Raw genomic sequence first — 13,107 nt, 5'->3', positions numbered from 1 at the left:
TTTTTGGTGATTTTATGGATTTAACTGAATTTATAAAAATATGCCGCTTATTATACGATCGAAAATACGTTGTTGGTTCCGGGGGAAATGTAAGTATTCGGGATGGAAATTTAATATATATTACACCAACGGGTTTAAGTTTAGGATTCTTAACAAAAGAAGACATCTGCATTGCTGATTTAAATGGAAATATCATAAAAGGAAAACCTACTTCAGAATTAAACATGCATTTAAAAATATACCAAAATAAAGATTTGATAAATGCTGTAGTCCACACGCACTCGATGTACTGCACCGCATTTTCCACACTTGATAAAAAACTAAAATTAGTGACTCCTGAAGCTGAAATGGTTGTTAAAAAAATAGCATACGTTGACTATTTCCCATGCGGAAGTTTAGAACTTGCAGAAAATGTTTCAAAATGCCTTGAAGACTCAATTATATTAAAAAACCATGGAATTGTTACATTGGGTAAAGATATAACTGAAGCATACATAAAAACTGAAGTTTTAGAAGAAGTTGCACAGTTAAATTATATTATGAACAATTTAAAATAAAATAAAATAAAATAAATCTCTATTCTAAAAATTTTAAAAAAAGTTTAAATTTAAAATTTATTTAAATTCATTTTTTCTAATTAATTTTTAATAGTCTCAAGTTCACTTACAATTCCCCAGATTTGGGTTCTCGTATGAATTGGCATATTTGGATCTTCACTGATGTCATCAAGATATTGGATTGCAGTTGCACTTCTCACAATTAATTCCTGTTCTTCATTGTGTAGTGCGTTTTTTGCATTGTCTGCTGCTGCACGAATATTTCTAGGAACTGTTGTATCTTCAACGATTTCTTCGAGCATTGATGAAATATTTTTAAGTTTATCTGCTGGAGATAATTTTTTGGCGCTAAACATGGGTTCACCTCATTGGCCGTGTTTTAAATAAAAAAGAACTGTAAATTCAACTATTGCATAATATGATTTAGTGATATCCTATTTAAAGATTAAGGTATTACTTCAAAAATTGAAATAAAAAAAGTATTTATCAGAAATTCCGTTATTTTTTGAGTATTTCTACTTTTTTAGAAGTTCCAACAAGCACTTTATCACATTTACTAAATATTCCATTTTCTAAAACACCAGGAATATTGTTTAACATGGTTTCAGTTTCTTCTGCATCCTCAATATTGATGAATACATCAATAATCATGTTTCCATTGTCTGTAATTACAGGACCCATTTTTCCAGAACCTGACCTAATTGCAGGTGCAGTGTTCATATCCAAAAGTTTGTTTAAAACTGTAGAATATGCAAAAGGAATTACTTCTAAAGGTACCGCTGTTTTGTCCCCTAATGACTCAACTAATTTTCCTTCATCAGCCAGTACAACGAACTCTTTTGCATGGTAATCTACAATTTTTTCCATTGTGTGGCATCCACCGCCACCTTTTATAAGTGAAAGAGTCTTTTTACAGACTTCATCTGCACCATCTATTGCAATGTCAATTTCCCCACACTGATCAAGTGAAATTAAAGGAATTCCAGAATTACTTGCCATCATTCTTGAATCAAAAGATGTAGGTACCCCGTAGATATATAATTCTTCTTCAACAACCCTTTTTCCAAGTTCCTGAATGAAAAGATTTGCAGTTGAACCTGAGCCAATTCCCACGACCATTTCATCTTTTACAAGTTTTGCCGCTTGTTTTGCAACTTTTAACTTCAAAGAATCAGAATCTGTGGCTACTTCGTCATTAGCTTTTTTAGTCCTAGCCATAAAAATCACCAAAAGTATCTAAAAATCTAAATATTAAAAAAAGACATAATTTTGTTAAGATAGCAAAATTAAAGTTTTTCTATAATTTTTATTGTAAATTGTAGTGTTTCTCCCGCTAATTCGTGGTTGAAGTCAAGAGCGACATCTTCATCAGTAACTTCTAAAATTACCGCAGGTTCTTCACCAGCAACAATTACCATTCCTTCTTCAGGTTCAAAGTCTGCTTGATCGAATGCTTCAATTGGAACTCTTTCGATTAATGATTCATCCCTAAATCCGTATCCTTTTTCTGGAGGGATTGTAACAGTTACTTCTTCTCCAATTTTAAGGCCTAAAACTGCTTCTTCAAAGCCTTGGATTAACTGACCTTCGCCAACAGTAAACTCTAAAGGCATGTATGGTCTTCCTTCTTCAAAAATTCCTTCTTCTTTTGCTACTGTTTCTACGGAAGTATCGAAAACTTCCCCTTCTTCAAATCTGCCGGTGTAATCTACTTTTATTGTATCTCCTTTGGTAATCAAAAAAATCAACTCCTACTTCATCTGTGACTATCAATCAAATAATCGATATAATATATATATCTTATTATCGGCCCAGTTTATACACTAACTTTGTAAATTGGCCTTTTTAAGGGCATTTTTTTAAATCAAATCAAAAGTTATAAAAATTAAAAAATGTCTAAAAAACATAGAATATAAAAAAGGTGGAACAGTGCTTAGTGTAAATTTAGCTTCATTACCAATTGTTGAAGAAATGATCAGCAGAAAAGAAGACTTAAACATTGAAGTAATTAAATTAGAAAACGGAGCTACAGTACTTGACTGTGGTGTAAACGTAATGGGAAGCTTTGAAGCAGGTAAATTATTTACAAAAATCTGTCTTGGTGGACTTGCACACGTTGGAATAAGCATTTCAGGATCCCTTGACAACAAACTCGTTTTACCATGCGTAAAAATTAAAACATCACACCCTGCAATCGCAACACTCGGTTCACAAAAAGCTGGATGGAGCGTAAGTGTTGGAAAATACTTCGCAATGGGTTCAGGACCTGCAAGAGCATTAGCAATGATGCCAAAAGCAACCTACGAAGAAATTGACTACAGAGACGAAGCAGATGTTGCAATCCTTTGTTTAGAATCTTCACAACTTCCAGATGAAAACGTTGCTGACCACGTTGCTGAAAAATGTGGCGTAGATGTTTCAAAAGTTTATTTACTCGTTGCTCCAACAGCTTCAATGGTAGGAGCAGTTCAAATCAGCGGTAGAGTTGTAGAAAACGGAACCTACAAAATGTTAGAAGCTCTTCACTTTGATGTAAGAAAAGTTAAATTTGCAGCAGGTATTGCTCCAGTTGCTCCAGTAATCGGAGACGACTTGAAAATGATGGGCGCTACAAACGACATGGTTTTATACGGCGGTAGAACATTCTACTACGTTAAAAGCGATGAAGGAGACGACATCGAAAACTTATGCAAATCACTACCATCCTGTTCCGCTGAAACTTACGGAAAACCATTCTTAGATGTATTCAAAGAAGCAAACTACGATTTCTACAAAATTGACAAAGGAATGTTTGCTCCAGCAATTGTTACAATAAACGATCTTAGAACCGGAAAATTAATGTCATACGGTGAAACAAACGTTGATGTACTCAAAAAATCATTAAAATTCAGCCAATTATAAATTAACATAAATTATAACTATAAATATAAATACTAAATTTTAATATCTATTTTTTAAAATATTATTTCGTGTTTTGTTAAAATTTTCAAAATTAAAATTACCGTTTTTTAAGGTGCTTTCATGGATTTATCAAATTTAAACGAAAAAAATATGGCATTGGGCTGTAAATACTGCATAAAAGGAGAAAAGCTGGTTTTATATATTACAGGACTCTGTGAAGAATCCTGTTACTACTGCCCGCTTTCGGAAAAAAGGAAAAAAAAGGATGTAATTTTTGCAAATGAAAAACAAATCAATTCGATTGAAGAAGCGATTGAAGAAGCATATCTTTGCGGAAGTAAAGGTGTTGGAATAACAGGTGGAAATCCGCTTTTAAGAATTGAAAGAACTGTTGAATATTTAAAAGCTTTGAAAGAACACTTTGGAAAGGATTTCCATGCACATCTTTACACAACACCAAAATTTGTCAATGAAGAAAATTTAAAGCTTTTAAAAGATGCAAACCTTGATGAAATCAGGCTTCATTCATCAAAACTATTCAATGATTTTGAAAATTTTGATAAATTGGACTTTTTAAAAAAATTGAAACTCTGTAAAAAATATATTAAAGATGTTGGAGTTGAAATTCCAGGAATTCCAAATTTTGAAAAAGAAATTTTAGATTTAGCCCTTGAAATCGATAAAATCGGCGTAAAATTCTTAAATATCAATGAACTCGAATATTCTGAAACCAACTATCAAGCTTTAATTGATAGAGGATTTTCTGAAAAAGATGATACAACATCCAGAATTTCAGGAAGTTTTGAAACTGCAAAATATGTGATTGACAATTTTACAGGAAATATGATAATTCATTTCTGCCCTTCTTCATTAAAAGACAGTGTTCAGATGAAAAACCGGCTTATAAATCGTGCGAGAAACGTTGCAAAGCCTTACGAAGAAATTACGGAAGAAGGCCTTTTATTAAAAGGAACTATTAATTTTAAAGATATCGAAAACGTTTCAGAAGTACTTGAGATATTAAAAGAAAATGATGTAGAATTTGAGCTTTTAAATGATAGGATATTATTAAATCCAGAAATTTTAGAAGATTTAATAGATCAGTTGAAAGAAAATAACTTTGATTTTAAATTCAGTGCGTATATATCAGAATATTACCCAACATCTGATAAATTAGAAGTTGAAAGAATCCCGCTTGTTACAAAAAAGCCTAATTTAAAATTAAAGAAAAAATAATCATTTATTTTGTTAATAATAACTAATTAATATGTAAATTTCTAAAAAACCCGATTTTATTCTTTTTTAGGTTGTTTTTTCGAAAAAATTTTGTTTTTCAAAAACTATTTTAAGTGCTTAAAAACAGTTAAATCCCGATTATTTAAGATTAATTATATATCATAAACTTTATAATTGGGAATATTATGTTTAATCTATTTTTATACATTTAATAATTAAATTATAATTTTTTATAAATTTAATTTAACTTTAAATCTAAATTTTAAGTTTAATCTTTTAATTAACATTTTTTAGACCTTTATTTTAAAAATTATAATTTCGAAAGGTTTAAAAAGTTTATTTAACATAGTTTTGTTCGGGGAATAAGAAGAGGGGCGCGTAAAATGCCGTAAACATTTCATCGTAAAGGTCATAATAAGACGAAATAAAATTTAGAACATTGTTTGGGATAAATACGAAAGTATTTAACTAGAATTTTGTGACCAGTTATGGATATTGGAGTATTTTGAAAACATATTAAAATTCGGGGGAATTTTTAGTTTTCGATAGTATATCAAAACTTGCTTAGAGGTTACTCCATATATTGGTCATTTAGATATATTTAATATGAAAACAGGGGTGTTTTTGTGAATAAAAAATCAGGACAGGCACTATTTTTAGTACTTGTTATGGTTCTCTCAAATATGGGGGGTGTTATGGCATCTGATACTACCACTTTAAGTGATTGCACATGTAACGGTGGTTCAGGTACCATAATTATAGACTGTAACTGCACTGACGATAGATGTTTTAACGTTAGTATTACTTCACCAGAATGCGCATCCACGTGGTGTGATGAAGTTCCAATTACCGGGACAATCGTACCATGCTATAATGATGATTTGGGATGTGCGGACTACGTAAAAGTATATTATAAACAATTAAGCCCTTACTGCTGTGACTGCGAACTTTACTGCGAATGCGGTAATCCTGCAGCAGATAACGGAGAAGGATGGAGCCTTGCAGGTGTTGATAGCACTTTAGAAGGATATTGTCCTGCTGAATGGAGTTTAGATTGGCCTATCTGTTGTGAACCAGATGGCTGTTATGTATTAAGAACAGTACTCTATGATGCATGTGATTTACAGGTAGGCTGCCCTTCAGAGCCTGTTTACGTATGCTTCGATAAAGGGGTTGCTGTAAACTTAGACCTTCCAGAATCACTTTCCTGTGGAGGGGTTATCGGAGGATGTTTAAATGAATCCTGCGAATGCGTTGATTACATAATAATAACTGCAGAATATATGGGAGAAGGCACTTGTACTCCAAGATGCCCTGTAGATGAATGTATGCCTACTATGACATACATCGTAGATAGAGAAGACTTCGAAAGTGCAATGTGCTGCAACTACACTTTTGACGTATTATTTAACAACTTATACTGCGGAGGAGTCTATGTAATAACGGCTACACCTTACGCAGACTGTACCGATGACTGTACATACAATGGTGTACAAATTGGAGACGAATACGTAGGATGCCTCGAAATTATAAGGGAAGAGGTATGCTTTGAAATAGAATGCCCTGCACCACTTTCACCAGAATGTGGTATGACACTTTGCGGGCCAATTACCTTTTCAGGTAAATTAAACGATCCATGCAATGCTGCACAAAAAATTGACTTTTATGCAGTAAAAACAGGAAACTTCACACTTTGTGATGGAGCTTGCTGTCCTGCATGCAATGTGTGCGATGGAGAAATCATAACACTCGATGCAGAAGAACCTCGAGAGTTAGCTGAAAATATCTGTCCAAACTGCGGTGCAGAAATGGATCCAATCGTATGTGGTAGCTGTGGTGGAATAGTTACAGGATACTTCTGTCCAGACTGCGGATATCCATCAAATGAAGATCTTGGAGACGGAGTTTCAGAATGTATCTGTGGAGTCCCTGAAGACCACGATAATTACATCAATGAAAAAAATTTAAGCGATATGGTATACTTAGGATCCACATCTGCTACAATGCCTGATTGGACCTTTACAACAAACAAATTCTGTGATTTCGACTCAGGATGCTACGAAGTATACGCTGTAGTTGATGATAAATGCGAATGCTACGATGAATTTAGATATGACACCGTTGAATTTGCATACTGCAACGAAAGAAATTTGACAATTGAACTTGAAGACTGCGTATACGAAGAATGCTGGATGGGTAATGATTGCTACAGAGTATACGACATACAAAGTGGAACAGTTACTGCATTTGGTAATATCTCAGTTCCAACCTGCTGGATAGATTATCCTGACTACGTAGACTTAGAATACGACTTTGGACATATGGTACGGGTAGATAGATGCCAATGGTATATCGAATGGGACAACTGCTGGAAAGATGCAAGCTGTACTGAAAGTTCAATTACATGGACTTATGAAGGAGCATGCCTCAAATCAGGAACCTGGGAAACTGACTGGTGTACACCAGAAGATATTCAGGATGAAGAAGGAAGATATGTAAGAATAAGGGGTGTTGCAGAAGGAGGTTGCGGAGAATTTGAATCTGAACCTATTGGAACGAGCATATACAATGATTTTGACATTGAAATAATTGATCCTTGCGAAGGAAACACAATATACAACGGTAAAGTTATAAGAGGATTCGTATGGGTAGATGCAGACTGTTGCGGCTGGTGGTGTTGGCCAGATACTGACGACGTTTGCCTGCCTGACCATGTAGATCTCTACTGGAGGGAATATGGAAGCGAAAACTGGTTGCCAATGGACAGCGCATTCCTTAACTGGAAAAACAGCGAACAGTACATTGACTTTACAGATTACGGAATAGATCCATTATATCCAAACTTACCGAATTTCAACTGGTGGGACCATTATGCATACTGGGATGTAACCTGGTCTTCATGCATGGTAAACTGCATTGATAATGGACACTACGAAATAAAAGCAGTAGTAGAACCATGTGAAAATGACGAATGCGGAGACTTTGAACGTGCAGAATACGTTATGGATGTCTATGTAGATGACACATCAGGTGTTTCGATCTCAAAACCAATCGACGGACAGACCGTGTGCGATAACTTCTGGGTATACGGTACAGCGGTCGGTGCGGGAGTTTCAAACGTAGACTTCTATGTATCAGAAGATAACACATCTTGGACATTATACAAAGAAGATATTGATGTAAATGTAGAAGATGGAAGATGGAAAGCACCACTTAACACGTGCTGCTTTGAAGATGGACCATTATACTTAAAAGCAGTTGTTACTGGCCCATGTGACCAGAGCGAAAGCAATGTAATGGTTAATGTAAATAACGCTGTCGAAATTGATCTAACCTGCCCTGACTGTTGCGTATACTATGTAACAGGAGATAAAGCACCTATTAGAGGAACTCTAACTGGATGCTTAGTAGATGAAAGAGTAGAAAGCGTAAAAGTATACTCCGCAAGTCTTGGACTTCTCGGAGAAGTACCTGCTGAAGATTTCAGATACATTGGCGACGGTACCTGGGAGTGGGGACTGTGCTTTAACCCATGTATATTGAATGGAGCATCAACACAGATTTATGCTGAAGCAGAATACTCATGTGGAAATACATACACTACAATAACAACAGGATACGAGTGCATACAATACGACTCCAATCTTGTAATGGTGGACATTACAGGACCTGGAGCTGAACCTAAAGTTGCAGGAACCACTACAATAGAAGGTACTGCGGAATGCGCGTGCTTAGATTACTTAGAATTTGAATACAGAAAAATATGTGAACCTACAGGAGAACCTATGGGAGACTGGACTAATTTCCCTGGCGTATCTGTAATATACCTTCCTACAACATGTGACTGTGAAGGTATGGAATGGACAATCGATCTTAATACGTGCACAATGGATGGCCTCTATGAAATAAGAGTTTCAGCATACGGCTGGCCATGTCAAGGCGCAATCGCATCAGATACAGACATGATCGATGTGGACAACAACTTTGGAATTACATTAATAACTCCAGCAGTAAATTCAGGAGTTAAATCCGGTACAATTGAAGTTGGAGGAACTGTAGAAAACTGCCCTGTAATCGACACTATCGAATTATGGTATGTTGATGAAGGGGTTCCAGGCATGATTACAGATGAAATTACGTGTAGTGATGGACTCTGGAGCTACATGTTTGACACTACAATCCTAGAAGACGGATGCTACTGTCTTGTCGCTTATGCATTCGATGAAGATTGCAACAACATGGAAGCGACTGATACAAGAGCCATATGTATCGAAAATGGTGGAATACCAGTAATTAATGATACAAACACTACAGTAGATAGAGAATGTGTAAAAATACTCAATGCATGCTACGAACCATGCAATACATTAAAAGTAACATTTAATGACACAGTAAGCATTAATGACTCCTATGATCCTGCAAGCCCATTGGATGGATTTGATATCATCGGTGGAAGCTTCGGAACTGGAGCTACAATGGCTGAAAGTGCAATAAATGACCATATGATAATAATTACCCTTGGATCTAGTAGTAATATAATTACCAATACTACAGAAATAAGCATTAAAATAAATCAGACTGCAATACTTGGCCCACATGGATTCCCAATAGTTGATTGCAGTGCAGAACTGAAAGGAATTTCGGAAGCTGCAGAAAGTACAGGTTCAATTGAAATTGAAAACTTGAAAATGTTTTCAGTACCTGGAAAAGTAGATACAGCACAAATGGTTGCTGACTCAGGAATTACAAGCGGTTCATTTGTGAAATTCACCGACGGACAGTGGGAATTAGCAAGTGGATTCGAACCACTTGAAGGTTATGTATACATCGGTACCTGCGAAGGAAGTATGCCGATATACACCGTACCATTAACAGCTACAGATACACCACCTGAAATACAACTTTGCTGTGGATGGAACCTTGTAGGTGTAAATACATACGGTGGATCACTTGATCCTGTGTTATGCAGTGACTTCACTGGAGGATACCCATCCATTACTAAAGTACTTGAATTTAGTCCTAGTGGATGGATAAAACTTAATGGTGGCAGTCAAGTTATACCAACCTACGCATACTGGGCATATTCAGACTCAGAATGCAACTTTGCAGGACAGTAAATACTAATAATGGCTGAAAATTAAAATTCAGCCATCCTCTTCTTTGGGGTGTAAAAATGAAAAAAATATATACGGTATTATTAGTATTTGCACTTGTTTCCTGCTTAAGTATTGTATCTGCAGACTCTATTCCTCAATTTCCTCATACATTTTATGGGGATGTAACAATAAATGAACTTCCCGCAACGGGAACACTGAAAGTACTTGTCAATGGAGTAGAAAGTGAACAAGTGCCGGTTACGGATGGTGAATTTGGTAAAGGATTGTTTGATGCCAAATTAGTTGTTAATGGTGCTTCAGGGGATCAGATTACCTTTTCATTTGAATCTGAAGGTTATACATTAGATTCAGATTATAAAATATATCTTATAGATTCGGAACAGTATGTTTCAGAAATCGACTTTGTATCCGGAGGATACACTGAAATATTATTAGAATTCACCGGAACGGGAGACGTTGGAGATACCGGTGACACAGGGGATACTGGAGATACCGGTGACACAGGGGATACTGGAGATACCGGTGACACAGGGGATACTGGAGATACCGGTGACACAGGGGATACTGGAAATGGTGAACAATTACCACTTAATCCAGGTGTATTCTATGGATTAGTTTACTTGGATGAATCCTTAGCATCAAGTACATTGAATTTGTATGTTGATGGAGTACTTCAAGATTCAATTGGAATTGAAAATGGAGTATTTGGAGGAGAAGGAGCTCTCGATGATAAATTGATTGCAACCGGATACGATGGTAACAGTAACGTGGTTACGTTTTCATTAGTTTCTGGAGGAGAAACTTACTCCAGCTTTACTGCAGAATTGTCTGATGCTACGTATGAAGATGAACTTCCTTACATTGAAGGAGTGCATTATGTGGTACTTACGTTCTCAGAAACTGCTGATACTGGAAATGGTGAAGAATTGCCACTTAATCCAGGTGTATTCTATGGAATGGCATACTTGGATGAATCCTTAGCATCAAGTACATTGAATTTGTATGTTGATGGAGTACTTCAAGATTCAATTGGAATTGAAAATGGAGTATTTGGAGGAGAAGGAGCTCTCGATGATAAATTGATTGCAACCGGATACGATGGTAACAGTAACGTGGTTACGTTTTCATTAGTTTCTGGAGGAGAAACTTACTCCAGCTTTACTGCAGAATTGTCTGATGCTACGTATGAAGATGAACTTCCTTACATTGAAGGAGTGCATTATGTGGTACTTACGTTCTCAGAAACTGCTGATACCGGTGATACTGGAGACGGTGGAGATACGGGTAATATAAACAGTAGTGAACAATTACCACTTAATCCTGACATATTCTACGGAATGGTATATTTAGATGAAGCCCTAGCATCAAGTACATTGAATTTGTATGTTGATGGGGCACTCCAAAATTCAATTGGAATTGAAAATGGAGTATTTGGAGGAGAAGGACCTCTTGATAATAAATTGATTGCAACCGGATACGATGGTAACAGTAACGTTGTTACGTTTTCATTAGTTTCTGGAGGAGAAACTTACTCCAGCTTTACTGCAGAATTGTCGGATGCTACTTATGAAGATGAACTTCCTTACATTGAAGGAGTGCATTATGTAGTACTTACGTTCTCAGAAACTGCTGATACAGGTGACACGGGCGATACTGGAGATACTAGCGATTCTGGAAGTAGCAGTGGAGGCGGAGGTGGCGGATCTAGCAGAAGCAGTTCGTCAGGCTCTTCGTCAATTATAAGCAGTTCAGATTCATCAGAAACTCCTGTTACAACAAGTGTACCTAAAACTTCAAGTTCAGGAACATCGACTGATTCATCATCAAATACCGTTGAATCTTCAGAAAATGTTGGACCAGATACCACACAAGATTCACCTGATGACACACTAGACTATGGATCAGACAGTAATGAAACTGGAGTTGTACTACAACAGGAAAGTCCACTCGGTGGAATAAACATGTACCTTGCACTGGCTGCAATATTATTAATATTAATTGCATTGGCTGCAGCTTGGTACCAATCAAAAGAAAAACCAGAAGTTGTGCCTCAGCAGTAACTTCTTTATATTTTACTTTTTTTGTGAAAGTTTTTTAAAACAGTAATTGAAACAAGACTATGGGTTTCGTTTTTGAAATTTTTATATTATTTTCGGGATAGTTATGGATATTTCAGATTACAAAAAATACAAAGAAATTTATAAAAAACTTATGAAATCAGAATTTAGGGCTAAATTTCAATTGAATAATCAAGATAAAGAATATATTAAAAATAAAGGAATAAATAAAATCCAAAACCATGCATTTGAGTTTTTAAATACGAGAATTAAACCAGGATTCATAAAAAATGATGGAAAACAGACTCCAATGAAGGGACATCCTGTATTTATCGCACAGCATGCAACAGCAACTTGCTGTAGAGGATGTATCCAAAAATGGCATAAATTTCCAAAAAATAAGGAATTAACTGACGAAGAAGTTGAATATCTCGTTGGACTGGTCATGTTTTGGATAAACATTCAGATGATGGATTAACAGGTTTTACGAACGATTTCGATACATTTAAAAAGTTAAAATCGTTATACAATAACAATCTATGATGTGGTGAAAACATGAAAAAAATTGTTTTGATTTTGTCGCTCGTTTTATTAAGCAGTTTTTGCCTCTGTACTGAAAAACCTGACAGCGGAAGTGACGACTTAAGCGACTTTGGCAGTACGCTTGTAGTCCAGTTTGGAGACACTACTGTAAATGTACCCCTAAGAGCAGTGATAAACGATTCAATGACTACAACTTTAATAAATACGAATGATTCAGAGATAAAAAGTGACTACACGAGTGGAAAATACAAGATAATATACTTTGAATATGATTCCAACATTTCAAATGAAGAAGGCGGTATCGTAATTACAGACCTTGTTTCAAAAGTTAGCTTCTTTAATAATGTATACCCTTACGCAATTGCTGACCAAACTTTGTTTAACAATACACAAGACATTGAAAAGGTTAAAAATAGCAATAACACACTTGTCATTCAGATTGAAAGGACAAACAAGTCTGCAACTATTGAAAAATACAACAACACCTACGTAATCGAAGGAAACTCGCTTGAAGAACTTGATAAAGCAGAATCCAGATTTGTAATTGCAATGCTTTCTTAAATTTATTTAATATTTTTTAGTTTTTATTTATGCCTTATTTTCTTAATCGAAATTAATTATCGTTTTTTTATCGAATTATCTATAAAATTTTGCTTTGGATGTTTTACATTTAAATAGTTAAACTTTTTTATATTC

At 35.3% G+C, this 13,107-nt stretch carries 10 protein-coding genes; 7 read left to right on the top strand and 3 right to left on the bottom strand.

Annotation, left to right across the window (positions count from 1 at the left end; all coding sequences use genetic code 11):
- Window positions 1-14 precede the first annotated feature (14 nt).
- Window positions 15-557 carry an L-fuculose phosphate aldolase gene (fucA, locus tag MMJJ_RS08240; protein WP_104838404.1) on the top strand — a complete coding sequence of 181 codons (543 nt, stop codon included), beginning with the start codon at window positions 15-17 and terminating at the stop codon, window positions 555-557.
- An 80-nt stretch (window positions 558-637) separates the two neighbouring features.
- On the opposite strand, the gene MMJJ_RS08235 is transcribed toward fucA, so the two are convergent.
- The 3 genes from MMJJ_RS08235 to MMJJ_RS08225 all read right to left on the bottom strand — a co-directional run bounded on the left by MMJJ_RS08235 (window position 638) and on the right by MMJJ_RS08225 (window position 2,296).
- Entirely contained in the window at window positions 638-913 is a 276-nt protein-coding gene (locus tag MMJJ_RS08235; RefSeq protein WP_011171132.1) for a UPF0147 family protein, read from the bottom strand.
- Between the two features lie 142 nt (window positions 914-1,055).
- The gene (rpiA, locus tag MMJJ_RS08230) at window positions 1,056-1,775 is read right to left on the bottom strand and encodes a ribose-5-phosphate isomerase RpiA (RefSeq protein ID WP_104838403.1); all 720 of its coding nucleotides are present in this window, start codon (window positions 1,773-1,775) and stop codon (window positions 1,056-1,058) included.
- A gap of 68 nt (window positions 1,776-1,843) precedes the next feature.
- Complete coding sequence (locus MMJJ_RS08225) at window positions 1,844-2,296, bottom strand: FKBP-type peptidyl-prolyl cis-trans isomerase (RefSeq protein WP_013999596.1); 453 nt, start codon at window positions 2,294-2,296, stop codon at window positions 1,844-1,846.
- Between the two features lie 190 nt (window positions 2,297-2,486).
- Here MMJJ_RS08225 and mch point away from each other — a divergent pair, with 190 nt between their 5' ends.
- The 6 genes from mch (at window position 2,487) to MMJJ_RS08190 (ending at window position 12,972) form a co-directional block, all read left to right on the top strand.
- Window positions 2,487-3,458, top strand: coding sequence for a methenyltetrahydromethanopterin cyclohydrolase (gene mch, locus MMJJ_RS08220; protein WP_104838402.1), 972 nt, complete (start codon window positions 2,487-2,489; stop codon window positions 3,456-3,458).
- A gap of 120 nt (window positions 3,459-3,578) precedes the next feature.
- Window positions 3,579-4,694: a radical SAM protein gene (locus tag MMJJ_RS08215; RefSeq protein WP_104838401.1), complete on the top strand. Its 1,116-nt coding sequence runs from the start codon at window positions 3,579-3,581 to the stop codon at window positions 4,692-4,694.
- 626 nt (window positions 4,695-5,320) lie between these two features.
- A complete protein-coding gene (locus tag MMJJ_RS08210; protein ID WP_104838400.1) occupies window positions 5,321-9,811 on the top strand; it encodes a hypothetical protein in 4,491 nt (1,496 codons plus the stop codon).
- Between the two features lie 56 nt (window positions 9,812-9,867).
- On the top strand, window positions 9,868-11,871 hold the full coding sequence (locus tag MMJJ_RS08200) for a surface protein, anchor region (protein ID WP_158658973.1): 2,004 nt from the start codon (window positions 9,868-9,870) through the stop codon (window positions 11,869-11,871).
- Window positions 11,872-11,974: 103 nt separating this feature from the next.
- Window positions 11,975-12,346: a DUF4186 domain-containing protein gene (locus tag MMJJ_RS08195; protein WP_104838397.1), complete on the top strand. Its 372-nt coding sequence runs from the start codon at window positions 11,975-11,977 to the stop codon at window positions 12,344-12,346.
- Window positions 12,347-12,423: 77 nt separating this feature from the next.
- Entirely contained in the window at window positions 12,424-12,972 is a 549-nt protein-coding gene (locus MMJJ_RS08190) for a hypothetical protein (protein ID WP_104838396.1), read from the top strand.
- Window positions 12,973-13,107 lie beyond the last annotated feature (135 nt).

Source organism: Methanococcus maripaludis (genome assembly GCF_002945325.1).
GTDB lineage: Archaea > AGJL01 > Methanococci > Methanococcales > Methanococcaceae > Methanococcus > Methanococcus maripaludis.
The sequence above is the reverse complement of the archived record's forward strand: the minus strand, read 5'-3'. Positions and strand labels throughout refer to the sequence as shown.